This is a genomic window from Curtobacterium sp. HSID17257 (assembly GCF_003989515.1).
GTDB lineage: Bacteria > Actinomycetota > Actinomycetes > Actinomycetales > Microbacteriaceae > Curtobacterium.
The window spans coordinates 14924-39174 of sequence record NZ_RBLU01000015.1 but is presented as its reverse complement, the minus strand read 5'-3'; the positions used below and the strand labels follow the sequence as shown (position 1 = coordinate 39174).

Here is a 24251-nt window from a genome sequence, read left to right as displayed (position 1 = left end):
GACACACTGCGAGCCACCAGGACCGGGGTCGGGTCGGACGGCGGACAGGCTGTCGGACATGAGGACGTGGACCGCAGGTGTCGCCGTGGGGCTCGCGCTCCGGAGCTGGCTCTGGATGGCGTTCGTGACGACGCCGGCAACGACCCTGCTCGGCGCGGCGTGGCTCGCGGCTGCGTCCAGCCCTCCGGACGTGGGTTCGGCCGCGCTCACGGTGCTGCTCGTCTCGGTCCCCACCGGGGTCGTGTCACTCGCCGGAGCGGTCCTGGCCGTGCCGTTCACCTTCGTGCTGGGTCGAGTGCTCGTGCACGGTCGGGCCCACCGGCCGACGGCGATCGTCGCCCACGCGGTGCTCGCCGGCGTACTGGCAGCGCTCGGCATGCAGGTCGTGGTCGCACTGTGGAGCGGCTCGTGGACACCGCCCCCGAGCTGGACGCTGCTCGTGTCGGTGCCGGCAGGGCTCGCCGCCGCGATCGGGACGGCACGGTTCACCGCGCCGATCCGGGTGGCCGCGCTGCGATCCGGGGCGCCCGCCGACCACAGGGTGGTGGGCGACGACGACCGGACGGTGGTCTCGGTCGACGAGGTCCGGGGCCGAGCGACGTCAACCCCCGACGAGTGACCGCGCCCGCACCGCCAGGTCCGGGTGGTCCGCGAACACCCCGTCCACCCCGGTCCGCACGACCGAGGTGAACCACCGCTCCCAGTCGCCGTGCGCCGCCACGTCGCCCCCGCGCCGGAGCGGCGCCGGCAGGAACCGGTTCTCCGGGCGGAGCGTCCACGTGTAGACGGCGAGCCCGGCGGCGTGCGCGCGCTCCACGACGACGCTCCGGACCGGCCGCGGGTCGTCGACGGCGACGCTGTCGACCCCGGCCATCAGGGTCTTCAGGTCGACGCTGATGCCGTGGAACTCCTCGGCGAACCCGGCCAGCGCGACGTCCGTCCGCTCGGAGGCCCACGAGGGAGCCGCCGACCCGTGGGCGGCGACCTCGTCCGCGGCGCTGCCACGGGCCTCCTGGAGGTACACGAGGCGACCACCCGTGCCGAGCGAGCCGAGCTGACGGAGCACCGTCTTCTCGAACGACTCGATCGTCAGCCGGTCGTCGCCGCGCCACCCGGCGTCCCCGAGCGCGTCGTCGAGCAGCTGCGCCATCGGGAACCCGGCCTGCTCGAAGAAGTGCGCGTGCTTGACCTCGGCGACGAGCCCGACCGGGCGTGGAGCCGCGTCGAGGATGCCGAGCAGGTCCTCGAGCCGCAGCACCCCCTCCTCGCCGTCGTGCGCCGCCGACGCCGGACGCAGCTGGGGCAGGCGTTCCCGGACCCGGAGCGTCCGGAGCTCGGCCCACGTGAAGTCCTCGGTGAACCAGCCCGTGACGCTCTGCCCGTCGACCGTCTTCGTCGTCCGGAGGTGTGCGAACTCGGGGTGGTCGGCGACGTCGGTGGTGCCGGACACCTCGTTCTCGTGGCGCAGCACGAGCACGCCGTCCTTCGACGGGACGAGGTCGGGCTCGATCGCGTCGGCACCGAGCTCAACGGCGAGTTCGTAGGCGCTCCGGGAGTGCTCGGGACGGTGGCCGGAGGCTCCTCGGTGGGCGATCACACGGGTCATGCGCCGAACCGTAGCCGCTCCGCCCTGCCGGCAGGTGTCCCGCTGGTGTGCCTGTGGACACATCCGTTCAGCCCGAGCCCTCCGTTCCCAGCCGGCCCACGGAGGGTCGCTCCGTGACCGTCCGACACCTGTCCACCGCCGTCGAGGCACGCATCGACCGCGCGGCCCGCCGCCTGCTCGACGCCGGGCACCAGCCACACCGCCCGGTGCGTCTCGCCGTCACCGAGTTCCTGGTGTTCGGGGCGAAGCAGGCGTGGGCGTGCACGTTCGGAGCCCTGCTGCTCGCGACGATGGTGGTCGTGCACCTGACCGTGCCGCCCGGCGCCCGGAACGACGTGCTGACGGTGGCCGCCGCGGCGATCCAGGTCGGCATGCTCGTGTTCGGCCTCGAGACCGTGCGGGAGCTCCGGGTGGTTCTGGTCTTCCACGTGGTCGGCACCGTCATGGAGGTCTTCAAGACCCACGTCGGCTCGTGGCAGTACGGCAGCGACGGCTGGCTCGTGGTCGCCGGCGTCCCGCTCTTCTCGGGGTTCATGTACGGCGCCGTTGGGTCGTACATGGTCCGGGTCGTCCGGCTCTTCGACCTGCACTTCGACCGGTGGCCGCGGCAGTGGCTCCTGGTCGTCGTCGCCGCCGGCATCTACGCGAACTTCTTCGGCCACCACTTCGTGTGGGACGCGCGGTACGTGCTGCTCGCCCTGGTCGTGGTGCTCTTCGCACGGACGACGATGCACGTCCGGGTGCACCGCGCGACGCTGCGGATGCCCGTCCTGCTGGCGATGGCCCTGGTCGCGGTGTTCATCTGGCTCGCGGAGGACGTCGCGACGTGGGCCGGGGCGTGGGCCTACCCGGACCAGGCGGCGGGCTGGGAGCCGGTCGCCCCCACCAAGATCGTGGCCTGGCTGCTCCTCATGGTGATCTCGGTCGCGCTCGTCGCGTGGCTGTACCCGCAGGTGCGGTCGGCTCCTGCCGACCCGACCGCTCGGGATCGACCCGGCCTGGAGGCACGACCCACCGCCGCCCCGCCGGCGGCCGTCCGGCGGTCGGCTGGTTCACGACGACCTCGGGGCGCGCACGCAGACCACCCCCATAGTGTTCAGCTGTCGGGCCCGTCGGGCTCGCTTCCGCTCGCCGCGAATCCTCAGCCTTCCGCGACGAAGCGCCCCTAGGCTGAGAGGACTCGAATCTCCAAGGAAGAGGACACCATGGCCTTCAAGCCCGGTTTCGACCAGTCCCCCGCCTTCAACGACCAGGGCCGCAACGCCTGGGGCGCCGGCGCTGGTCAGCAGCAGGCGGGCTGGGGACGCACCCCACAGCAGGGGCAGTACCCGCAGCAGGGCGGCATGACGCCCGAGCAGCTGCAGTACATGTACGACCGCCCGACGGCGAGCCCGGTCGACACCGACCGCATGTCGTACGAGGACACCATCGTCAAGACGCTCCTCGCGTTCGGCGTGCTCCTCGTCGGCGCCGTCGCCGGCTGGAACCTGCCGCCGATCGTCTGGATCGTCGGCGCGATCGTCGGCTTCGTGCTCGCGCTCGTCAACACGTTCAAGAAGAAGCCGTCGCCGGGTCTCGTGCTGGCGTACGCGTTCTTCGAGGGCCTGTTCGTCGGCGGCATCTCGGCGGCGTTCAACACCGTCTCGGACGGCATCGTCGCGCAGGCGGTGTTCGGCACGCTCGGTGTCTTCGCCGTCACGCTGCTGCTCTTCTCGAGCGGCAAGGTCCGTGCGACGCCGAAGGCGACCCGGTTCTTCCTCATCGCGATGGTCGGGTACCTGGTCTTCTCGCTCGTGAACATCGTCCTGCAGTTCACCGGCGTGACCTCGGGCTCGTTCGGTCTCCGCAGCGAGCCGAGCTTCCTGTTCGGCATCCCGTGGGGTGTCCTGATCGGCATCTTCGTCGTGATCATGGCGGCGTACTCGCTGGTCCTCGACTTCGACCAGATCAAGACCGGCGTCCAGCGCGGTGCTCCGCGCATCTACGCCTGGACCGCAGCGTTCGGTCTCATCGTCACCCTGGTGTGGCTGTACATCGAGATCCTGCGCATCCTGGCGATCCTGGCGAGCAGCCGCGACTAGTCCCCACCTGATCGACCCGAAGGGCCCCGGCACACGCCGGGGCCCTTCGTCGTCCCGGGACAACTGGGCCCTGCCGGCCCTGCCCGCCGGCCCTGAGCGGGCCAGATCTGTCACGCTCGGCACGCTCCGGCGACGGAACACGCCCGCTCGACGGACCGCACGCGGCATGTCCTGCACGCTCGAGTACGGCGGCCGCCCGACCGGACGAGCGGGCCAGATCTGTCACGCTCGACGCGACTCGGCGACGGGAACCGCCCGCTCGACGAACCGCACGCGGCATGTCCTGCACGCTCGACGGCGCCGCCCGGGTCGGGGAAGGCACGGACGCGACGAGGGCCCGGCACGCAGTGCGTACCGGGCCCTCGGGCGTCAGGGAGTGACTACTCCCACTCGATCGTCCCCGGCGGCTTGCTCGTGACGTCGAGCACGACGCGGTTCACGTCGGGGACCTCGTTCGTGATGCGGTTCGAGATCTTCGCCAGGGTGTCGTACGGCAGGCGCGTCCAGTCGGCCGTCATGGCGTCCTCGGAGGAGACCGGACGGAGCACGATCGGGTGGCCGTAGGTGCGGCCGTCGCCCTGGACGCCCACGGAGCGGACGTCGGCGAGCAGGACGACCGGGCACTGCCAGATCTCCTCGTCGAGGCCGGCCGCGGTGAGTTCCTCGCGTGCGATCTTGTCCGCCGCACGGAGCAGCTCGAGGCGGTCCTTCGTGACCTCGCCGACGATGCGGATGCCGAGGCCCGGGCCGGGGAACGGCTGGCGACCGACGATGACCTCGGGCAGCCCGAGCTCGCGACCGACGGCACGGACCTCGTCCTTGAACAGGGTGCGCAGCGGCTCGACGAGCTCGAACGTCATGTCCTCGGGCAGACCGCCGACGTTGTGGTGCGACTTGATGTTCGCCGTGCCGGAACCACCGCCGGACTCGACGACGTCCGGGTACAGCGTGCCCTGGACGAGGAACTTGACCTCACCCGCGTCCGAGTCCGAGGCCGCTGCGTCCGCGCGGGCCTCGAGCACGAGGGCCTCGGCCGCCGCCTCGAACGTGCGGATGAACTCGCGCCCGATGATCTTGCGCTTCTGCTCGGGGTCGCTGACACCGGCGAGGGCGTCGAGGAACTGCTGCTCCGCGTCGACCGTGATCAGGCGGACACCGGTCGAGGCGACGTAGTCCTCCTCGACCTGCTTGCGCTCGTCGGCGCGCAGGAGCCCGTGGTCGACGAAGACGCACGTCAGCTGGTCGCCGACGGCCTTGTGCACCAGGGCTGCGGCGACGGCGGAGTCGACACCGCCGGAGAGTCCGGCGATGACCCGTGCGGAGCCCACCTGTGCGCGGATCCGCTCGACCTGCTCCTCGATGACGTTCGCGGAGTTCCAGTCGCCGGGGAGCCCCGCGGCGCGGTGCAGGAAGTTCTCGAGCACGGCCTGGCCGTAGGCCGAGTGCTTCACCTCGGGGTGCCACTGCACGCCGTAGAGCTTGCGCTCGTCGGAGGCGAACGCGGCGACCGGGGTCGAGGCGCTCGACGCGAGGACCTCGAAGCCCTCGGGGGCCTTCGCCACGGAGTCGCCGTGCGACATCCAGGTGACCTGGGACTCCGGCTGGTCGCCGAGCAGCACGCTGTCGGTGCCGGAGACGGTCACGTCGGTGGCGCCGTACTCGCGGAGACCGGTGTGCGCGACCTCGCCGCCGAGCGACTTCGCCATGGCCTGGAAGCCGTAGCAGATGCCGAGCACGGGGACACCGAGGTCGAGGATCTCGCCGTCGAGCGACGGGGCACCGTCCTCGTACACGGACGACGGGCCACCGGACAGCACGATCGCCGCCGGGTCCTTCTCGCGGACCTCGTCCGCCGTGATCGAGTGCGGGACGATCTCGCTGTAGACGTTCGCCTCACGCACACGCCGTGCGATCAGCTGGGCGTACTGGGCGCCGAAGTCGACGACCAGGACGGGGCGCTGTTCGGTCTCGCTCACCGAGCGGCCTCCTTCTCACGCTGCTGGGCAGCGGTCAGCTCGTGGTAGGTGTCCATGGCCTTCTGCTGCATGCGGTGCTCGACCACGAAGGACATGAACGGGATGATGCCGCCGAGGGCGATGAGCAGGAAGCGCGACGGCCTCCAGCGCATGATGCTCCACAGGCGGAAGTCCGTGAACAGGTACAGCACGTAGAGCCAGCCGTGCGCGATGAGGATCGCGATCGACAGGTTGAACGTGCCGGGTGCTTCGCCCGCGGTGCCGTTCGGCACGAAGAACGGGCCGTTGCCGAGCTGCATCTCGAGCTGCAGCGGCGTGTACTTGATGATGACCTCGATCACCAGCGCGAGCAGCAGCACGCCGGTGATGTACGCGGAGACGCGGTACCACTTCACCGCGCCCGGGATCTTCGGGATGTCACGCGTGCGGACGGTCAGGGCCATGCAGTCGATCCTACCGTCGCGCCGGAGCGGGCTCGGCGGGCTCCCCCGTGCCCCCGGCTGCGTCGGTGTCCGTGGCGGCGGCAGCCTCGCGGGCGTCCTCCTGCTCGCGCTCCCAGGCGTCCTTCACGAACCGGTACCAGAGGAACACGGCGAACCCGGCGAAGACGACCCACTCGATCGCGTAGAAGAGGTTGAGCCAGTCGAAGCGGACCTCGCGCGTCGGGGCACGGTCGGCGATGGTGCCGAGGTCGGCGGCCTTCGCCGTGGTGCCGTCGGCGACGACGTACCCGATGTACATCCGGTCGTCGAAGGCCTTCCAGGTGTTCACGAACCGGGCCGGCGCCACCGCCGAGTACTCGCCCGTGCTGTAGGCGTCCTGGTCCGGGGACTCCGCCGGGTAGTAGCGGCCCTGCACCGTGAGCTCCTGGCCGTCGGTCAGGCGCTCGCCCCCCGCTTCGGCCTGTCGCCGCTCGTCCGACCAGCCGATGACCACCGGCAGGCTCGCGCCGGTACCGGTGTCGACGAGGTGCCCGATCGCCTGGTAGGTGCCGCCGCCGGACCGCCCGGTCAGGATCGTCGTGTCACCCGCGACGAACGTCCCGGTCACGGTGATCCGCTGCCCGGCGATGTTCTCGGACGCCGCGCGCCCGGGCTCGGTGACGTCGTCGAGTGCCTTGCGGGTCTCGGTCGTGGCCGGCAGGGGCTTGCCGTTCGCGATGCTCCGCTCGAGCTGCCACTTGCCGAGGCCTGCGAAGACCCCCGCGAGCACGAGCGCCAGCAGGAGCAGTGCGATCCACCTCGGTCGTCGGGCTACGGCCCACATCTGTATCAGTACTCCGGATCGCGCTGGCGGACCGGGCGCTTCGGGCGCTCGGCAGGGACGTCGACCGGCGACGTCACGGGTTCGCTCGTCGTCGGCTCCGGTGACCCATTCTCGCGCTCTTCCCTGCCCGCAGCCTCCACGAGGGCGAACTCCTCGGCGAACTGCCGGTCGCGCTCGGCCCGTCGAGCCGCAGCCGCGGCGTCCTGGTCGGCGACGGCGGCCTCGGCGGCGGTGTCGATCGCCTCGTCGAGGGCCGGTCCGGCCGGGATCCCGACACCTGCAGCGCCGACAGGGCCGGCAGCGCCGGCAGCACCAGCCGCACCCGGACGACCCGGGCGACGACCGAGCCGCGCGCGCAGGCGCTGGCGCAGCCGCGCCACCCGGGCCGGTCGCACCACGAGGCGGCCGATCCGGTCCGAGTTCACGGCGAGCAGCGGACCCAGGACGGCCATCACGAGGACGTAGAGGCCCGCGAAGGCGGTGATCCGCGCCTCCAGGCCGGCGGCAGCCGACAGCGTCGCGAGGATGAGCGCGAACTCGCCCCGGTTCACCAGGATGACCGCGGTGTTGATGCCCTGCTGGACGTTGAACCCGTTCATGCGGGCCACGAGCTGCCCCGCGACGGCGTTCAACACGACCGTCATGCCGATCGCGCCGAGGACGGGCCAGAGCACCTCACCGAAGGTCGACAGGTCGAGCCCGAGGCCGAAGTTCACGAAGAAGAACGCGGCGAACACGTCACGCATCGGGAGGGCGAGCTGCTCGATGCGGTCCCGGTAGCGGGTCGCACCGCAGAGCAGGCCGATCACGAACGCACCGATCGCGTCGGTCACGCCGAGCAGGTCGCCGATGCCGCCGAACATCACGGCGAGGCCGAAGAACAGGACCGTGAACAGCTCGTCGTCGCGGGTCGCGAAGATCTTCGACACCCACTTGCCGGCGAACCGGGCGAGCGTGAACATCACCACGAGGAACCCGAACGCGAGCCCGAGCTTGCCGACCACGGCCCACAGGTTCGTGTCACCGGAGAGCACGACGGAGACGATCGCCAGGTAGATGGCGATGAAGACGTCCTCGATGACGGTGACACCGAGGATCATCGGTGTCTCGTCGTTCGCCAGACGTCGCAGCTCGATGAGCAGCTTCGTCACGATCGCACTCGACGACGTCGCCGTCATGCCCGCGATGATCAGGGCTTCACGGGTGCCCCAGCCGAGCGAGAACCCGAAGGCGAAGCCGACGCCCATGTTGATCGCGACGTACGTGCCGCCGGAGACCAGGAGCTTCCCGGCGTTGCCGTAGAACTCCTCCTGGTCGAACTCCAACCCGAGGTTGAAGAGCAGCAGGATGAGTCCGAACGTCGCGATCAGCTCGATCGTGTGCGATTCGACGTTCAGGCCGATCCACGGGGTGTGCGGGCTCGCGATGAGCCCGACCACCATGTAGATCGGGATGGCGGGCAGGCCGATGGTCTTGCCCAGGCGTCCGAGGACGTAGGCGATGATGAACAGGCCGCCGATGGTCAGCAGCTCACCACCCAGGTGCATCCGCTAGCTCCCGGGCGGCGCCTCGGCGGCCGCGGCCGCGAGCTGACCGCTGCGGTAGAAGGAGAACGCCTTCGAGACCTTCTCGGGAGCGCCGGCGACGACGATGGTGTCACCGGGGAACACGACGAAGTCCGGCGAGGGTGCGGGGTTCGCGCTGTCGCCACGGACGACCGCGACGACGGTCAGGCCGATGAAGCCCGAGTCGTGCAGGTCGCCGAGGGGCTTGCCGGCGATGGCGTCCTCGTAGTCGACGCTGAACCAGTCGATCGACAGGCCGGGGATCTCGTCGAGCTTGTCGAGGCCCTCGGTGATCCGGGTGCCGCCGAGCAGTTCGGCGAGCGTGTGCGCCTCGTCCTCGCTGAGACGCAGCGAGACCTTCTCGGACTTGTCCGCGCCGTCCGAGACGTCCGCGAACGAGATGAGGTCGGAGTGCCCCGACCGGTGCGTGATGACACCGCACTTGCCACCGTCGTCGGTGTAGAAGCTGTGCAGCACGCCGACTCCGGGGAGTTTGACGCGATGGACGTCGACCATGATGGCTCCCTTGGTGAGTACCCCGATGATAACCACCGGGGCGCCCGGGCCATTCCGCACGCTACGGTCGTGCGATGGGGAACACACGGGGGGCCGTCCGCATCGTCGTCGCCGTCGTCGGGGTGGTGGTCGTCGCGGCGTACGCGGCGCTGCTGGCCGTCAACGCGCTCGTGCTCGATCCGCTCGCGGCGGTGCCCGGGGCGACCCTGCCGCAGATCCACGAGCGCATCGAGGCTGCGGGGATGTCCGTCGCCGGCGACGTCCGTGGCGTCGTGGTCGTGGCGTCGATCGGGGTGGTCCTGGCGATCGTCGCGGCGGTCGTCGGACTCGCGGCGCGACTGCCCGCGACGGTGGTCGCGGTGATGCACCTCGGCGTCCTCGCGGCGGGTGCGCTCGCGACCTTCCAGTCGGGCTTCTGGCTCGGCATGGACGTCGCCGACACGTTCCCGACGGGCGGGGGCGCGCACACGATCTGGGCAGGCGTGCTGTACCTGACGAGCCTCGCGGCGTTCGTCGCGATCCCGGTCGTCCTCGCCGTCACGGCCGTCCGGACCCGCAACACGCAACGTCAGCGACAGCTCGCAGCGGAGTAGCGCTGCGAGGAACCGCCGAGGTTGCGTCTTGCGGGAAGAGCGGGACGTGACGGACGGGAGGCGCGGGGCGGGGCCGCCAAGCGCCTCCCGTCCGGTGGCCTACCGCGGTTCGCTCGTCTTCTCGCCCTCGACCTGCTCGTCGGTCGCCTTCGCGCCCTCGGCGCCGCTCGAGCGGCCACCGCCGACGACGACGTCGTCCTCGTCGAAGCCGAACGCGATGTCCGGCGCCTCGAGACGCACCCGGTCGGCCGACTCGTCGTCGGGCTGCAGCTGCGACTCGCGCTCGGCGGCGACGCGCTTCAGGTAGTTCGACACCTCGTGCTCGGTCGTCTCCTGGTCCCACCCGAGCACACCCGCCATGAGCTTCGCGGCGACCGGAGCCGCCTCCTCACCGCGGTCCCACGCCTCGATCGAGATGCGGGTGCGGCGCGCGAGGACGTCCTCCAGGTGCAGGGCACCCTCGTGCGAGGCCGCGTAGACGACCTCGGCGCCGATGTAGTCGTCGGCCTGCGGCAGGGGCTCGGCGAGCGACGGGTCCTGCTCGACGAGCTGCAGCACCTCGGTGGCCTGCGTGCCGTACCGGTTCAGCAGGTGCTCGATCCGCACCTTGTGCACGCCGAACTGCCGCGCGGTGCGGGCCCGACGGTTCCACGCAGCCGGGTAGCCCTCGGCGCCGACCAGCGGGATGTCCTCGGTCGTCGACGCCGGGATCTTGCCGTCCATCGCGGCGACGGCCTCGTCGATGGCGTCCTTGCCCATCACGCGGTAGGTCGTCCACTTGCCGCCCGCGACCACGACGAGTCCCGGGGCGGTGTGCGCGACGACGTGCTCACGGCTGAGCTGCGACGTCTGGTCGGACTCACCCGCGAGCAGCGGTCGGAGACCGGCGTAGACGCCCTCGACGTCCTCGCGGGTGAGCGGCACGGCGAGCACCTTGTTGACGTGCTCGAGGATGTAGTCGATGTCCGCCGCGGTCGCCGCCGGGTGGGCCTTGTCGAGGTTCCAGTCGGTGTCCGTCGTGCCGACGAGCCAGTGCCGGCCCCACGGGATGACGAAGAGCACGCTCTTCTCGGTGCGGAGGATCATGCCGGTGTTCGACTGGAAGCGGTCGCGGGGGATGACGAGGTGCACGCCCTTCGACGCCCGCACCTTGAACTGCCCACGGGTGCCGACCATCGCCTGGGTGTCGTCGGTCCAGACGCCGGTCGCGTTCACGACCTGCTTCGCCCGGATGTCGAACTTCTCGCCCGTCTGGATGTCGTGCGCGTGCGCCCCGACGACCCGCTCCCCGACCTTGATGAACCCCTCGATGCGGACCCGGCTCGCCGCGTGCGCGCCGTACGACGCGGCCGTGCGGACGAGCGAGGCGACGTAGCGGGCGTCGTCGACCTGGGCGTCGTAGTACGTCATGCCGCCGACGAAGGCGTCCTTCTTCAGGCCCGGCATGTTCTTCAGGACCTGCTTGCGGCTGAGGTGCCGGTGGTGCGGGACCCCGGGCGGACGACCACCGGACCAGCTGAAGACGTCGTACATCGCCATGCCGATGCCGATGTAGAAGCGCTCCCACACGCGGTGGTTGAGCGGGTAGAGGAAGCGCACGGGCTTCACCAGGTGCGGGGCGATCCGCTGCAGCAGCAGACCGCGTTCGATCAGGGCTTCGCGGACGAGTGCGAAGTTCAGCTGCTCGAGGTAGCGGATGCCACCGTGCACGAGCTTCGACGAGCGGCTCGACGTGCCCGAACCCCAGTCGCGGGCCTCGACGATGCCGACGCTCAGGCCGCGGGTGACCGCGTCGAGCGCACTGCCGCCGCCGACGATGCCGCCGCCGACGACCAGGACGTCGAGCTCCTTGGTCTTCAGCGCCTCGATCGTCGCGGCACGTTCCTCGGGTCCGAGCTTCGTGGACGGGTCGAAGCCGACGCTCGCGCTGGGTGCCGCGGCACGCTGGGCGCCCTCGACGGTGCTCTCGGCACCTGCGGTCGTCGCGTCCGTGCTGGTCTGCGTGGTGCTGCTGGCTGGCTTGGCCATCGTCGCCTCCGTGCGGGTTGCGCGCACGGAGCCGGCCTCCGCGCACGGGAGCGCCGAGGCGTCACCCGTGCGGGAGCACGGGTGCCACCGTCACTGCTGGTGGTACGGCGCCACGACCACTTCTACTCGCTGGAACTCCTTGACGTCGGAGTATCCGGTGGTGGCCATCGACCGACGGAGCGCACCGACCAGGTTCGCGCGGCCGTCCCACGACGGGGTCGGGCCGTTCAGCACGTTCTCGAGCGGGGCGATCTGGCCGACCTCGACACGACGGCCGCGGGGCAGCTCGGAGTGGTGCGCTTCGGCACCCCAGTGGAAGCCACCGCCCGGGGCCTCGGTCGCGCGGGCCAGCGCGGTGCCGAGCATGACCGCGTCGGCACCGACGGCGATCGCCTTGACGATGTCGCCGGCGGTGTCGAGCCCGCCGTCCGCGATGACGTGCACGTAGCGGCCGCCGGACTCGTCCATGTAGTCGCGTCGGGCGCCGGCGACGTCGGCCACCGCGGTCGCCATCGGCGCGTGGATGCCCAGGGCGGCGCGGGTCGTCGAGGCCGCACCGCCACCGAAGCCGACGAGCACGCCCGCAGCACCGGTGCGCATGAGGTGCAGCGCCGACGTGTACGTCGAGGCACCGCCCACGATGACCGGGACGTCGAGCTCGTAGATGAACTTCTTGAGGTTGAGCGGCTCCTGGTTCTGGGAGACGTGCTCCGCCGAGACCGTCGTGCCGCGGATGACGAACAGGTCGACACCGGCGTCGACGACCGTCTGCGAGAACTCCTGCGTGCGCTGCGGGCTGAGCGACCCGGCGACCGGCACCCCGGCGGCACGGATCTCGGCCAGGCGCGCGGTGATCAGCTCGGCCTTGACCGGCTCGGAGTAGATCTCCTGCATGCGCTTCGTGACGTTGCCGTCCGTGAGGGTCTTGATCTCCTCGTAGTACGGCGTCGGGTCCTCGTACCGGGTCCACAGGCCCTCGAGGTCGAGCACGCCCAGGATCCCGAGCTCGCCCATCTGGATGACCGTCGCCGGCGAGGACACCGAGTCCATCGGCGCCGAGAGGATCGGCGACGCGAAGGTGAACGCGTCGATCGACCACTGCACGCTCACGTCGTGCGGGTCGCGGGTGCGCCGCGAGGGGACCACCGCGATGTCGTCGAACGCGTAGGCCCGACGGCCGCGCTTGCCTGCACCGATCTCGACTTCAGTCACCGGGCAAGCCTAGCGGGCGGGGTCCCGGAGTGGGACGGGTGGACGGTGCATTCGGTGCACGGCGCAGCGGCCTCGGTCAGCGTCGGGGTCGTGCCCGTCGCTTCCGCAGCGCCCGCAGGACCAGGCCGAGCAGGAGCGCGAGCACGACGAGGACCGCGAGCAGGGCTGCTGCGACCTTCACCAGCAGTGCGGCGCCGACGAAGAGCACGGCGAAGACGACCCAGACGAGGGCGTCGAGCACGAGGGGGCCGGAGGTGCGCACCTGCGTCACGGTAGCCGACGGGCGGGGAGCCGGGGTGTCGGGACGGGTGCGGCGGGGCGGGGGCGGGGCGTGCCTCCCGGCCGGATGTGGATGCGCGTGCGACGCGAGACGCCGGCCTCGGCCTCGGCCTCGGCGTCGGCACGAGGACGGGGCCGCGCGGCGCATCAGCAGCCAGCGCGGCCCCGTCGGGGTGCGGGTACCACCCCCACAGCAGTACCCGCGGGTCGACCCCGCTCAGCGAGCGGAGTCGACGTCCTTGGCGAGCGTCCCCAGGTAGAGCTCGATGACCTTCGGATCGTCGGCGAGCTCACGCCCGGTGCCCGAGTACGCGTTCCTCCCCTGGTCGAGCACGTACCCACGATCGCAGATCTGCAGACAACGCCGTGCGTTCTGCTCGACCATGATGATCGACACCCCGGCCTTGTTGATCCGGCGCGTGCGGATGAAGGTCTCGTCCTGGCGCACCGGCGACAGACCCGCGGAGGGCTCGTCGAGCAGCAGCACCTTCGGGTCCATCATCAGCGCCCGGGCCATCGCGACCGACTGCCGCTCACCACCGGACAGGGAGCCCGCCCGCTGGGTGCGCCGCTGGCCGAGGACCGGGAACAGGTCGTAGATGACCTCGAGCCGCTCGGCGAACTTCTTCGGACGCAGGTACAGGCCCATCTGCAGGTTCTCCTCGATCGAGAGCGAGGGGAACACGTTGTTCGTCTGCGGCACGAAGCCGACGCCGGCCTGCACGAGCTTGTTCGCCTTGAGGTTCGTGATGTCCTCGCCCTGCAGGGACACCGAGCCCTCGCGGATGGAGACCAGGCCGAACAGCGCCTTGAGGAGCGTCGACTTGCCCGCGCCGTTCGGGCCGATGATGCCGATCAGCTCGCCCGGGTAGCAGTCGAGGTCGCAGCCGTTGAGGATGTTGACGCCCGGCAGGTACCCGGCGACCAGGTTCTTCGCGGTGAGGACGGGTTCGACGGTGGCGGTCGGACTGGAGGCGCGGCTCGCGTCCGCTGCGTTCGGTGCGTCGGTCATCGGGTCGCCTCCTGCTCGTCCTGCTTGCGGTCGTCCGCCTTCGGGCGGTCGTCCGCTGCTTCCTCTTCGGCCACCTCTTCGGCCAGCTCCTCGTAGGTCTCCTCGGTGAGGAGCGAGTCGTCGCCCAGGTCGGTGTCGTGGTGCGCACCGAGGTACGCGTCGATGACGGCGCGGTCGTCCATCACGGTGTCGGCCGGCCCCTCGGCGACGACCTTGCCCTCGGCCATCACGACGACCCAGTCCGAGATGTGCCGGACCATGTGCATGTCGTGCTCGACGAAGAGCACGGTCATGCCGTCGTCGCGCAGGGACTGGATGTGCCCGAGCAGCGACTGCGTCAGCGCCGGGTTCACGCCGGCCATCGGCTCGTCGAGCATGATCATCGCCGGGTCGGACATGAGCGCACGGGCCATCTCGAGGAGCTTGCGCTGGCCGCCGGACAGCGACCCGGCGTAGTCGTCCTGCTTCTCGAGGAGCTTGAAGCGGGCGAGCAGGTCCTCGGCCTTCGCCGTGATCTCGCGCTCGCGCTTCCGCCAGAGCGCCGGGACCAGGCCGACGAAGAAGTTCTCGCCCGGCTGGTCGCGGGCACCGAGCAGCATGTTCTGCATCACGGTGAGCCGGCTCAGGGCCTTCGTGAGCTGGAACGTGCGGACCATGCCCTTGTTCGCGATGTGCGTCGCACTCGTCTTCTGCAGCGTGTCGCCGTTGAAGCGGGTCGTCGCACCGGGGCTCGGCTTGTCGAAGCCGGTGAGCAGGTTGAAGAACGTCGTCTTGCCGGCGCCGTTCGGACCGATGAGCGCGGTGATGGTGCCGCGCTGCACCTCGAGGTGGTCGACGTCGACCGCGGTCATGCCGCCGAAGTGCCGGGTGACGCCGTCGACGGTCAGGATCGGGTCGGACTTCGTGTGGGTGTAGGTCTCAGACACTGAACGACAGCTCCTTCTTGTTGCCCAGGAGTCCCTGTGGCCGGAACACGATGAGGAGCATGAGCGCGATGCCGACGAGCACGTAGGAGAACTGCTCCGCCTGCTGTGCGTTCATGATCGAGTCGGGGATGAAGTCCCCGGCGAGGGTGCGGACGAAGAGCCGCACGACGAAGAACAGGATCGCCCCGAGCACCGGGCCGAACACCGTCGCGGCGCCGCCGAGGATCAGCGCGGTCCAGATGAAGAACGTCATCGAGCGGCCCATGGCGTCGGGCTGCACGGAGCTCGGCAGCACGTAGATGACCCCGGCGAGCGCACCGAGCGCACCACCGAAGACGAGCGCCTGCATCTTGTACGAGTAGACGTTCTTGCCGAGGGAGCGGACGGCGTCCTCGTCCTCGCGGATCGCCTTCACGACGCGACCCCACGGGCTGCGCATGAGCAGGAAGAGCACGAGGGTGAAGAGCGCCACGAGGCCCCAGGCCGCGATGCGGATCCACCAGCCGTTGACCCCGTTGTTCGAGTAGGTGAACCACAGGATGCTCGTGGTGCCGTCGGGCAGCGGGCTGAGCGCGTTGAACGGGTCGCGGTACGCCGAGCCGGCGATGCCGTTCGAGCCTCCCGTGGTGTCCGTCAGCAGGCTGGAGCGTCCGACCATGCGGATGATCTCGGCACCGGAGATCGTCACGATCGCCAGGTAGTCCCCACGCAACCGCAGGGTCGGGATGCCGAGGATGACCGCGAAGACGATCGCGACCGCCAGGGCGACGAGCACCGCCATGACGAAGGGCAGCCCGTTCGTGATCGAGATCGCGAAGCCGTAGGCACCGAGCAGCAGGAACGCCGCCTGGCCCATGTTGATCAGACCGGTGAGGCCGAAGTGCACGTTGAGGCCGATCGCGGCCAGGGCGAACGCCGCCGTGGTGGGGGCGAGCGCCTCCTGCGTCAGCGACGACAGCAGGTTCAGGATGTAGTCCATGTCGGTGCTCCCTTAGCCGATGCGCTCGGCGCGACCGAAGATGCCCTGCGGCCGGAACAGCAGGATGAGGATGAGGATCACGAGGGCCGTGGCGTACTTGAAGTCGCCCGGCAGCACGAGGTTCGTGAGCTCGACGACGATGCCGATGATCATCGAGCCGACGAGGGCGCCGTACGCGGTGCCGAGACCGCCGAGCGTGACGGACGCGAACATGAGCAGCAGCAGCTGGAGGCCGGTCTGCCAGTTCACGCCGTTGAGGACCAGGCCGAGCATCACGCCGGACAGGCCCGCGAGGCCGGCGGCGAGCGTCCACACGAAGCGGATGACCCGGTCGACGTCGATGCCGGACGCCGCGGCGAGCGCCGGGTTGTCCGACACCGCGCGGGTGGCACGGCCGAAGCGGGTCTTGGCGAGGAACAGGCCGGTACCGACGAGCACGACGAGCGCGATGCCCATCGCGACGTAGGACTGCACCGTCAGCGTGAGGCCGGCGAAGGTCACCGTCTCGGGGTTGCCCTGCTGGATGCGGACGGTCGAGGCACCGAAGAAGTACTGGAACGCGTACTGCGCGGCGATCGACAGGCCGATCGTCACGATCATGAGCTGGGTGAGGCTGATCCGGCGGCGGCGCAGCGGCCTCCAGATCGCGGCGTCCTGCAGGTACCCGGTGGCCGCGCACAACAGCGTGACGACGATGCCGGTGACCCAGATGTTCCACCCGAGCTGGTTCGCGAAGACGTAGGCGAGGAGACCGCCGAGCGTCACCTGCTCACCGTGCGAGAAGCTCGACAGGCCCGTCGTGCCGTAGATGAGCGAGAGGCCGACCGAGGCCAGGGCGATGAGGAGCCCGAGTCGGATGCCCGATGCGAGCTGCTGCCAGGCTCGCGCGGCGCTGACGCTGCTCGTGTCGTCGCTGGTGGTGGCGCCCTGCTGGTCGGACAGCTGGAAGATCTGCCCGACGTTGGCGTTCAGCGTCGCGTTCACCTTGCGCTCGGCGTCGGCGGCGTTGGTCAGGTACTGCCCCTTCGGCAGCGAGCCCTGGTCGACGCTGACGGTGTACTGCCCCGCCGTCGTGACCGAGACGGACCAGCGGCCGGAGTCGTCGGTGGTCGCGGTCTGGGCGAACCCGCCGGGTCCCGCGACGTCGACGTCGACCCCGGTCGCGGGCTTCCGCTCGGAGTCGAGGATGGTGCCCCGGATGCAGCCGTTCGTCGGACTGACGGTGCAGGGGCCGTCGGACGTCGACGCGCTGCTGCCGGTGCTCGGGCGGCTGCTGGCGGCGGGACTGCTCGTCGCCGCGTCGGCCGCGGGCGACACTGCCCAGTCGACCGCGAAGGTGGCGAGGAAAGCGAGGAAGAGTACTGCGGCGAGGACCAGACGCTTGCGGCGGTCTGGTGCCCCACGGCGGAGCCGGCGCATGAGCGCTGACCCCGGCGGAGTGATGGAACCCACGGATGAGCCTCTCGTTCGGATAGTCGAGGACCATAGGGATTTTTTGTGTCCCCCGTGTTTCCAGCACGTCTCCTGCACAAATCGTGCTGCATTCGTGACCGACACCCCGTGGATCCGCATGAATCCGCCCGTCCGGCCGGTACAGGACTCTCAGGAACGAGTCCGTGGACCGGTCTCGGCCCGCGCGCGGCGTCTGCCGTGCTCCGGCGACCGGGGGACAGCGGAATGGCGCGAGTACCGCGCGCGTTACCATGGCCCATCGGGAACCCGACGACGCGCCCCGGTGCCACCACTTCACCTCGCCCACGAAGGGGACCCATGGACCAGCCGGATCCGTTCGGATTCATCGGACTCACGTACGACGACGTCATGCTCCTCCCCGGGCACACCGACGTCATCCCGAGCGAGGCGTCCACGACGTCCCGGCTCACCAAGCGCATCGACGTGCACGTCCCGCTGCTGTCGGCGGCGATGGACACCGTGACCGAGGCCCGCATGGCGATCGCGATGGCGCGCCAGGGTGGCATCGGCATCCTGCACCGCAACATGTCGATCGAGGACCAGGCCGCGTACGTCGACAAGGTCAAGCGGTCCGAGTCGGGCATGATCACGAACCCCGTGACCACGAGCCCGGACGCCACCGTGGCCGAGGTCGACGCCGTGTGCGGGCAGTTCCGCGTCTCGGGCCTGCCCGTCGTCGAGTCGGACGGCACGCTCGTCGGCATCATCACGAACCGGGACATGCGCTTCGTCGCCCCGTTCGAGATGGCGACGACCCTCGTCCGCGACGTCATGACGAAGGCGCCGCTCATCACCGCGGCCGAGGGCATCGACCCCGAGGACGCCGTCGCGATCTTCGCGCAGCACAAGATCGAGAAGCTCCCGCTGGTCGACGCCGACGGCAAGCTCCGCGGCCTCATCACCGTCAAGGACTTCGACAAGAGCGAGAAGTACCCGGACGCCACCAAGGACGCCGAGGGCCGCCTGCGCGTCGGCGCTGCGATCGGCTTCTTCGGTGACGCCTGGCAGCGCGCCGAGGCCCTGCGCGACGCGGGCGTCGACGTGCTCGTCGTCGACACCGCCAACGGCGAGAGCGAGGGCGTCCTCGACATGGTCCGCCGCCTCAAGGCCGACCCGTCCTTCGCCGGCATCGACGTCATCGGCGGGAACGTCGCGACCCGACAGGGCGCGCAGGCGCTCATCGACGCCGGTGTGGACGCCGTCAAGGTCGGCGTCGGTCCGGGCTCGATCTGCACCACGCGCGTGGTCGCCGGGGTCGGCGTCCCGCAGGTCACCGCCGTGTACGAGGCGTCGCTCGCCGCGCGTGAGGCCGGCGTGCCGGTCATCGCCGACGGCGGGCTGCAGTACTCGGGCGACATCGCGAAGGCCCTGGTCGCCGGCGCGGACACCGTGATGCTCGGCTCGCTCCTGGCGGGCACCGACGAGAGCCCGGGCGAGCTCGTCTTCGTCGGCGGCAAGCAGTACAAGGCGTACCGCGGGATGGGCTCCCTCGGCGCACTGCAGACCCGCGGCGAGAAGACCTCGTACTCGAAGGACCGCTACTTCCAGGCGGACGTCCCCTCGGACGAGAAGCTCATCCCCGAGGGCATCGAGGGCCAGGTCCCCTACCGCGGCTCGGTCGCGAACGCCGTCTACCAGCTCGTCGGCGGCCTGCGGCAGTCGATGTTCTACGTCGGTGGCCGCACGGTGCCGGAGCTCAAGGCCCGCGGCAAGTTCGTCCGCATCACCGCGGCCGGGCTCAAGGAGTCGCACCCGCACGACATCAAGATGGTCGTCGAGGCCCCGAACTACCGAGGCTGACCCCGGTCTCCTCCCCCTCGCTTGTGTGCGAGACGCCCCCGTTGCGCCGAGACGCCGTCGATTCCGACGGCGTCTCGGCGGTTCGGGGGCGTTTCACGTCGACGGGGGCGTTTCGCGAGCTCCTGCACGGACGACGTCGGCCGGGAGTCTCTCCACAACTGGCGGCCGTCGCCTCTCCTCAGCCACGTGGTCACGCGAGACTGCCGCGCATGTCAGTCACGCCGTCTCCCGTCCTCGCCGGTCGTCCGGCGGGCCTCCTCGATCCGGTCCGCTTGTTCCACGGGGTGGGGGTCGAACGAGCGGCGTGGGACGCTCTCGACGAACGTGGGCGGCGGCGGCTCGTGGTGCGTGCCCGCGTCGCGGCGCTGCACCGCCCAGCGGTGGTCTCGCACCGGTCCGCCGGAGCACTGTGGGGACTCCCCGAACTCGGGCGCTGGGACTGGCGACTGCACGTGATCGACCCGGCGCTGACGAAGACGCACCTCGGCCGAGGTGTCGTGCGGCACACGGGCGACCTGTCGGAGGGCGAGCTCACCGACGCTCTCGGGGTCGCGGTGACGTCCCTCCTGCGGACGGTGGTCGACATCGTGCACGCCGTACCACTGGCACACGCGGTCCTCGTGCTCGATCACGTCCTGCACGAGGACACCGCGGCGTTCCCGGACCTCGAGCGCGCACTCGCCGCCCGCGCGGGCGCACGCGGCTCGCGTGTGGCCCGGACGGCGCTCGAGGTCGCGGACGGCGCCGCGGAGTCCGCAGGCGAATCGCTCAGCCGCGTGACGATGCGGGAGCTCGGGGTCGTCCCACCGGTGCTGCAGCAGGAGTTCACCACCGACGCCGGATGCTTCCGGGTCGACTTCTGGTGGCCAGCTGCGGGCATCGTCGGCGAGTTCGACGGCCGGGTCAAGTACGACGACCGTGCGGCGCTCTGGGCCGAGAAGCGCCGCGAGGATGCGCTGCGACGGCTGCCCGAGGTCAGGGGCTTCGCGCGGTGGGGCATGCGCGAGGCGCTCGAGCCGGCACTCCTGGCGCCCGTGCTGCTCGCCGCGGGTCTCCCACTCGGGCGCGGCTGGGCCGAGCGGTCGCGGTGATCGAACTCCTTGCCCATCACATCGCCGAGACGCCGGCGTCTGGAGGGCACCAGAGCTCCTCGAGCCGCCGGTGTCCGCCCGAGACGCCGCCGAACTGCCGACACACCGTCGGATGCGCGGGCGTCTCGGCCCGAAGACGGCGTCTCGACCCGACGCCGGTGTCTCGGCCCGACGACGGCGTGCGGACCCGCGACGGGAACGGCAGCCCCGCCGCTCTAGGCGCTGCGCCAGTCGTCGGACGTGATGTGGCTGCCGCCGTGCGGGCCCATCTGCAGCATGCCGCCGTCGACGGGCAGGGACACCCCGGTGATGTACGACGACGCCGGTGACGCCAGGAACGCCACTGCGGCAGCGATCTCCCACGCGTTCCCCGGCCGTCCGAGGGGGACACCGGGACGATCGATGGTGTGCGGGTCCTCGTCCTCGGCACCCGTCATCCGGGTCGCGATCTCCCCCGGTGCAACGGCGTTCGCGGTGATGCCGTGCTCGGCGAGCTCGATCGCGATGGTCTTGAGGAGCCCGCCGAGGCCGTGCTTCGCCGCGTCGTACGCGCTCGACCCGTAGCGGGGCTGGTGCTCGTGGACGCTCGTGATGCCGATGATCCGCCCGCCGGTGCCCTGTCGCACCATGTGCCGTGCAGCTGCCTGGATCGTGACGAACGCCCCGTCGAGGTCGGTCGCGACCGTGTGCCGCCACTGCTCGAGCGTGATGTCGAGGAACGGCGCGTTGTCACCGGTCCCGGCATCCGCCACGACGACGTCGACGCCACCGAGCTGTGCCACGAGCCGATCGATCACGGCACCCGCACGGTCGAGCTGCGTCACGTCGATCTGCTCGACGAAGGCCTGTCGCCCGGCCTGCCGGATCTCGGCGGCGGTCTCCTCGGCACGCTCGGGCTCGGACAGGTACGTGATGCCGACGTCCATGCCGGCTGCGGCGAGCGCCACCGCGGTGGCCTTCCCGATGCCGGACTCGGCACCGGTGACGATCGCACGCACGGGACGGAAGGTGGTCGTGGAAGCTGCATCGCTCATGGGCCGGACCGTACGCGCGACCGCCGCTGCGACCTCCCGGAACCGCGCCTCCTGCACAGGGCACCGTCCGGACGGACTCCTCATCAGGGGTTCCCGTGCGCCTGCTCAGTTTCGTCACGGGTGTGTAACGAAACGTCCAGGTGATGATCTCGGACACACACGCGAAACACTTCGGCCCTAGTTTTCTCGGCAACCCACGTGGAGGAGACCGCGCTCGACCCGATGCGGTTGGGCCTCCGCGCAGAGAAAGGGCTCCACGGATGACCAGAACCACCCGTGCCACCACGGCACTGGCAGTGGCGGGAGCGGCAGCGCTCCTCCTCGCCGCGTGTTCCACCAGCGGCAGCGCCGAATCCACCTCCTCCGCCTCTGCCGGCGGCGCGAAGAAGGACCCGGCGGCGAGCTGCAAGGCCCCCGACACCCCGGGTACCGATGCGCTGAAGATCGGCACGATCCTCCCGCTGACGGGCACCCTGTCGTACCTCAACCCGCCCGCCGAGTCCGGCGTCGGCCTCGCGGTCGAGGACATCAACTCGGCCGGTGGCGTGCTCGACAAGGACGTCAGCATCGACCCCGCCACCGACTCGGGCGACAGCAACGACATGACCGTGTCGAGCTCGGCCGCGACGAAGCTCGTCAACGCGAAGGTGCCGGTCGTCATCGGCGCCGAGTCGTCCAGCGTCACGCTGAACGTCATCGACCAGCTGACGAGCAACTGCATCGTGCAGATCTCGCCGGCGAACACGGCGACCGACCTGTCCGGCTACTCGTCGCACTACTACCGCACGGCTCCGCCGGACTCGGTGCAGGGCTCGGCCCTCGGCCAGCTCATCACGGGTGACGGCAACGCCAAGGTCGCCTTCCTGGTCTTCAACGACACCTACGGTACGGGTCTCCGCGACACCGTGCAGAAGGCGATCGAGGACTCGGGCGGCCAGGTCGTCTACGGCGGCAAGGGCAAGGGTCAGGAGTTCCCGCCCGGACAGACGACGTTCTCGTCCGAGGTGACGGCCGCCCTCGCGGCGAAGCCGGACGCCATCGTGGTGCTCGCCTTCGACGAGACGAAGTCGATCATCCCGGAGCTCAAGTCGCAGAACGCCGACATGGCGAAGATCTACATGTCCGACGGCAACACCGCGGACTACTCGAAGGACTTCGACCCGGGCACCCTCGAGGGTGCGCAGGGCACCATCCCGGGTGCCAGCCCGAAGGACGAGCTCAAGCAGCGCCTGTCCGACTTCTACAAGCAGTCCTCCGGCAAGGAGCTCGCCGACTACTCGTACGCCGCTGAGTCGTACGACGCCACGACCCTCGCCGCGCTGGCCGCGGTGAAGGGCAAGGGCACCGACTCGGGCACCATCCAGGCCAACATGGCTGCGGTGTCCGGCGCGGACGGCGGGACCAAGTGCGAGACGTTCAAGGCCTGCAAGGACCTGCTCGACAAGGGTGAGGACATCCAGTACACCGGCCCGTCCGGCATCGGTCCGTTCGACAGCAAGAACGACCCGTCGAGCGCCTACATCGGCATCTACAAGTTCGACGGCGACAACAAGCCCGTGTACCAGAGCGCCATCCAGGGCTCGGTCTCGAAGTAACACCCAGCACGGCCGACTGGGCCCGAGTCTCGCCTCCGCGGAGCCGAGACTCGGGCCCAGCGTCGTTCCTCGGGGTCGGGAGCGCGAGACGTGTCGCGCAACGCGAGACCCGGGTCGGCTCCGTGCGACCCGCGGCGGCCGGACGGGAGGCGCGGATCGCGCCCGTCAGGCCGGCTCGGCCGCCGCGGGTGCGAGCGTCCGGCGCCGCGCTGCCCGGGCCGCCACGAAGCTGTCGACCGTCAGGACCACGAGCGCGACCCACACGATGCCGAAGCCGATCCACCGCGCGGGCGGCATGGCCTCGTGCTGCACGACCACCCCGACCAGCAGCTGCATCACGGGCGCGAGGTACTGCGTCAGCCCGAGCGTCGACAGCGACACCCGCCGCGCGGAGGACGCGAAGAGCAGCAGCGGCACCGCGGTCGCCGGGCCGGTCAGCACCGTGACGAGCGCGTGCGGCCACCCCTCGCTCGTGAAGGTCACCCCGCCGCCGAGGCCCGTCACCCCGAGCACCACGAGCGCCCCGACGGCGATCGGCAGCAGCCACACGGTCTCGAGCGTCAGCCCGCTCAGCGCGTCGACGGTGCCACCCACCCGCTTCTTCACCAGGCCGTAGAGGCCGAACGAGAACGCCAGGGCGAGCGAGATCCACGGCACCTGCCCGTAGCCGACCGCGATGACGACGACCGCGACGACGCTGATGCCGACCGCCGCCCACTGCGCCGCACGCAAGCGCTCGCGGAGGACGACCACCCCGAGGGCGATCGTGACGAGCGGGTTGATGAAGTAGCCGAGCGCGGCCTCGACCGTGTGGCCCGTCGTCGTCGCGGCGACGTACACGGTCCAGTTCACCAGGATGAGGACGGCCGCGAGCCCCATCACGAGCATCACCCGACGCTGGGCGAGCAGGGAGCGGGTGCGGAGCCACGACCGGGTGACGGCGATCGCCACCGCGCAGAACACCAGGCCGAAGACGATCCGCCAGGCGACGATCTCGAACGCGCCGGCGGGAGCCATCGCGGCGAAGAGCAGGGGCATGAGCCCCCAGAGCCCGTACGCGACGATCGCCTGGACGACGCCGACGGATGCCTCGCTGCGTGCCGGACGCGCCGGAGTCGCTTCACTCACGGAACCATCCTAGGAAGCTGGTCGGACGCTGCGGAGCGGCACCGCGCCTCCCGGCCGCCGGACGCACGAACGCCCCGCCGGCTGCGAGCCG

The 24251-nt window shown here is 70.5% G+C and carries 22 protein-coding genes; 7 read left to right on the top strand and 15 right to left on the bottom strand.

Features of this window, described 5'->3' with window-relative positions; translation table 11 throughout:
- Window positions 1-58 precede the first annotated feature (58 nt).
- Window positions 59-619, top strand: coding sequence for a hypothetical protein (locus D8M35_RS04525; protein ID WP_126890776.1), 561 nt, complete (start codon window positions 59-61; stop codon window positions 617-619).
- Here the strand turns inward: D8M35_RS04525 and D8M35_RS04520 are convergent.
- Window positions 602-1606, bottom strand: a complete 1005-nt coding sequence (locus D8M35_RS04520) for a glycerophosphodiester phosphodiesterase family protein (protein ID WP_126890775.1) — start codon at window positions 1604-1606, stop codon at window positions 602-604. The genes D8M35_RS04525 and D8M35_RS04520 overlap by 18 nt on opposite strands.
- A 113-nt stretch (window positions 1607-1719) precedes the next feature.
- Between D8M35_RS04520 and D8M35_RS04515 the strand changes: the two genes are divergently transcribed.
- Together D8M35_RS04515 and D8M35_RS04510 are read left to right on the top strand one after the other, a co-directional pair.
- Entirely contained in the window at window positions 1720-2775 is a 1056-nt protein-coding gene (locus D8M35_RS04515) for a DUF817 domain-containing protein (protein WP_126890774.1), read from the top strand.
- A 36-nt stretch (window positions 2776-2811) separates the two neighbouring features.
- Window positions 2812-3687, top strand: coding sequence for a Bax inhibitor-1/YccA family protein (locus D8M35_RS04510; protein ID WP_126890773.1), 876 nt, complete (start codon window positions 2812-2814; stop codon window positions 3685-3687).
- 380 nt (window positions 3688-4067) lie between these two features.
- Here D8M35_RS04510 and guaA read toward each other — a convergent pair whose 3' ends face one another.
- From guaA to D8M35_RS04485, 5 genes are read right to left on the bottom strand one after another with little or no spacing between them, the layout of a single operon-like run.
- Window positions 4068-5663, bottom strand: a complete 1596-nt coding sequence (guaA, locus tag D8M35_RS04505) for a glutamine-hydrolyzing GMP synthase (protein WP_126890772.1) — start codon at window positions 5661-5663, stop codon at window positions 4068-4070.
- Window positions 5660-6106, bottom strand: a complete 447-nt coding sequence (locus D8M35_RS04500; protein ID WP_071292490.1) for a DUF3817 domain-containing protein — start codon at window positions 6104-6106, stop codon at window positions 5660-5662. Before D8M35_RS04500 ends, guaA begins: the two co-directional genes overlap by 4 nt.
- 10 nt (window positions 6107-6116) lie before the next feature.
- A complete protein-coding gene (locus tag D8M35_RS04495; RefSeq protein WP_126890771.1) occupies window positions 6117-6929 on the bottom strand; it encodes an SURF1 family cytochrome oxidase biogenesis protein in 813 nt (270 codons plus the stop codon).
- A gap of 5 nt (window positions 6930-6934) precedes the next feature.
- Complete coding sequence (locus D8M35_RS04490) at window positions 6935-8476, bottom strand: cation:proton antiporter (protein WP_126890770.1); 1542 nt, start codon at window positions 8474-8476, stop codon at window positions 6935-6937.
- 3 nt (window positions 8477-8479) lie between these two features.
- Window positions 8480-9010, bottom strand: coding sequence for a cation:proton antiporter regulatory subunit (locus D8M35_RS04485; RefSeq protein WP_126890769.1), 531 nt, complete (start codon window positions 9008-9010; stop codon window positions 8480-8482).
- Window positions 9011-9084: 74 nt separating this feature from the next.
- Between D8M35_RS04485 and D8M35_RS04480 the strand changes: the two genes are divergently transcribed.
- Window positions 9085-9603 carry a hypothetical protein gene (locus tag D8M35_RS04480; RefSeq protein ID WP_126890768.1) on the top strand — a complete coding sequence of 173 codons (519 nt, stop codon included), beginning with the start codon at window positions 9085-9087 and terminating at the stop codon, window positions 9601-9603.
- 99 nt (window positions 9604-9702) lie between these two features.
- Here the strand turns inward: D8M35_RS04480 and D8M35_RS04475 are convergent, their stop codons facing one another.
- The 7 genes from D8M35_RS04475 to D8M35_RS04445 all read right to left on the bottom strand — a co-directional run bounded on the left by D8M35_RS04475 (window position 9703) and on the right by D8M35_RS04445 (window position 17491).
- Window positions 9703-11631, bottom strand: a complete 1929-nt coding sequence (locus tag D8M35_RS04475) for a glycerol-3-phosphate dehydrogenase/oxidase (protein WP_126890767.1) — start codon at window positions 11629-11631, stop codon at window positions 9703-9705.
- A gap of 90 nt (window positions 11632-11721) precedes the next feature.
- Window positions 11722-12843, bottom strand: coding sequence for a GuaB3 family IMP dehydrogenase-related protein (locus D8M35_RS04470; protein WP_126890766.1), 1122 nt, complete (start codon window positions 12841-12843; stop codon window positions 11722-11724).
- Between the two features lie 76 nt (window positions 12844-12919).
- On the bottom strand, window positions 12920-13105 hold the full coding sequence (locus D8M35_RS04465; RefSeq protein ID WP_126890765.1) for a hypothetical protein: 186 nt from the start codon (window positions 13103-13105) through the stop codon (window positions 12920-12922).
- A gap of 234 nt (window positions 13106-13339) precedes the next feature.
- Window positions 13340-14134 carry an ABC transporter ATP-binding protein gene (locus tag D8M35_RS04460; protein ID WP_126890764.1) on the bottom strand — a complete coding sequence of 265 codons (795 nt, stop codon included), beginning with the start codon at window positions 14132-14134 and terminating at the stop codon, window positions 13340-13342.
- Complete coding sequence (locus D8M35_RS04455) at window positions 14131-15060, bottom strand: ABC transporter ATP-binding protein (protein ID WP_126890763.1); 930 nt, start codon at window positions 15058-15060, stop codon at window positions 14131-14133. Before D8M35_RS04455 ends, D8M35_RS04460 begins: the two co-directional genes overlap by 4 nt.
- A complete protein-coding gene (locus tag D8M35_RS04450) occupies window positions 15053-16039 on the bottom strand; it encodes a branched-chain amino acid ABC transporter permease (RefSeq protein ID WP_126890762.1) in 987 nt (328 codons plus the stop codon). The genes D8M35_RS04455 and D8M35_RS04450 overlap by 8 nt, the downstream gene beginning before the upstream one ends.
- Before the next feature lie 12 nt (window positions 16040-16051).
- Window positions 16052-17491 carry a branched-chain amino acid ABC transporter permease gene (locus D8M35_RS04445; RefSeq protein ID WP_238638092.1) on the bottom strand — a complete coding sequence of 480 codons (1440 nt, stop codon included), beginning with the start codon at window positions 17489-17491 and terminating at the stop codon, window positions 16052-16054.
- A gap of 318 nt (window positions 17492-17809) precedes the next feature.
- Here D8M35_RS04445 and guaB point away from each other — a divergent pair, with 318 nt between their 5' ends.
- Complete coding sequence (guaB, locus tag D8M35_RS04440) at window positions 17810-19312, top strand: IMP dehydrogenase (protein ID WP_126890761.1); 1503 nt, start codon at window positions 17810-17812, stop codon at window positions 19310-19312.
- Window positions 19313-19521: 209 nt separating this feature from the next.
- Window positions 19522-20403 (top strand): hypothetical protein, encoded by an 882-nt coding sequence (locus D8M35_RS04435; protein WP_126890760.1) that lies wholly within the window; start codon window positions 19522-19524, stop codon window positions 20401-20403.
- 215 nt (window positions 20404-20618) lie between these two features.
- Here D8M35_RS04435 and D8M35_RS04430 read toward each other — a convergent pair whose 3' ends face one another.
- The gene (locus tag D8M35_RS04430) at window positions 20619-21437 is read right to left on the bottom strand and encodes an SDR family oxidoreductase (protein WP_126890759.1); all 819 of its coding nucleotides are present in this window, start codon (window positions 21435-21437) and stop codon (window positions 20619-20621) included.
- Window positions 21438-21697: 260 nt separating this feature from the next.
- Between D8M35_RS04430 and D8M35_RS04425 the strand changes: the two genes are divergently transcribed.
- A complete protein-coding gene (locus tag D8M35_RS04425; RefSeq protein ID WP_126890758.1) occupies window positions 21698-23032 on the top strand; it encodes an ABC transporter substrate-binding protein in 1335 nt (444 codons plus the stop codon).
- Between the two features lie 165 nt (window positions 23033-23197).
- On the opposite strand, the gene rarD is transcribed toward D8M35_RS04425, so the two are convergent.
- Window positions 23198-24160 carry an EamA family transporter RarD gene (gene rarD / locus D8M35_RS04420; RefSeq protein WP_126890757.1) on the bottom strand — a complete coding sequence of 321 codons (963 nt, stop codon included), beginning with the start codon at window positions 24158-24160 and terminating at the stop codon, window positions 23198-23200.
- Window positions 24161-24251: the final 91 nt, after the last annotated feature.

Bases quoted from the DNA above. Each gene is read 5' to 3' on its own strand.
- D8M35_RS04525 (WP_126890776.1), top strand. From the start codon at position 59: ATGAGGACGTGGACCGCAGGTGTCGCCGTGGGGCTCGCGCTCCGGAGC.
- D8M35_RS04520 (WP_126890775.1), bottom strand. From the start codon at position 1,606: ATGACCCGTGTGATCGCCCACCGAGGAGCCTCCGGCCACCGTCCCGAG.
- D8M35_RS04510 (WP_126890773.1), top strand. From the start codon at position 2,812: ATGGCCTTCAAGCCCGGTTTCGACCAGTCCCCCGCCTTCAACGACCAG.
- D8M35_RS04500 (WP_071292490.1), bottom strand. From the start codon at position 6,106: ATGGCCCTGACCGTCCGCACGCGTGACATCCCGAAGATCCCGGGCGCG.
- D8M35_RS04495 (WP_126890771.1), bottom strand. From the start codon at position 6,929: ATGTGGGCCGTAGCCCGACGACCGAGGTGGATCGCACTGCTCCTGCTG.
- D8M35_RS04490 (WP_126890770.1), bottom strand. From the start codon at position 8,476: ATGCACCTGGGTGGTGAGCTGCTGACCATCGGCGGCCTGTTCATCATC.
- D8M35_RS04485 (WP_126890769.1), bottom strand. From the start codon at position 9,010: ATGGTCGACGTCCATCGCGTCAAACTCCCCGGAGTCGGCGTGCTGCAC.
- D8M35_RS04480 (WP_126890768.1), top strand. From the start codon at position 9,085: ATGGGGAACACACGGGGGGCCGTCCGCATCGTCGTCGCCGTCGTCGGG.
- D8M35_RS04475 (WP_126890767.1), bottom strand. From the start codon at position 11,631: ATGGCCAAGCCAGCCAGCAGCACCACGCAGACCAGCACGGACGCGACG.
- D8M35_RS04460 (WP_126890764.1), bottom strand. From the start codon at position 14,134: ATGACCGACGCACCGAACGCAGCGGACGCGAGCCGCGCCTCCAGTCCG.
- D8M35_RS04450 (WP_126890762.1), bottom strand. From the start codon at position 16,039: ATGGACTACATCCTGAACCTGCTGTCGTCGCTGACGCAGGAGGCGCTC.
- guaB (WP_126890761.1), top strand. From the start codon at position 17,810: ATGGACCAGCCGGATCCGTTCGGATTCATCGGACTCACGTACGACGAC.
- D8M35_RS04435 (WP_126890760.1), top strand. From the start codon at position 19,522: ATGTCAGTCACGCCGTCTCCCGTCCTCGCCGGTCGTCCGGCGGGCCTC.
- D8M35_RS04430 (WP_126890759.1), bottom strand. From the start codon at position 21,437: ATGAGCGATGCAGCTTCCACGACCACCTTCCGTCCCGTGCGTGCGATC.
- D8M35_RS04425 (WP_126890758.1), top strand. From the start codon at position 21,698: ATGACCAGAACCACCCGTGCCACCACGGCACTGGCAGTGGCGGGAGCG.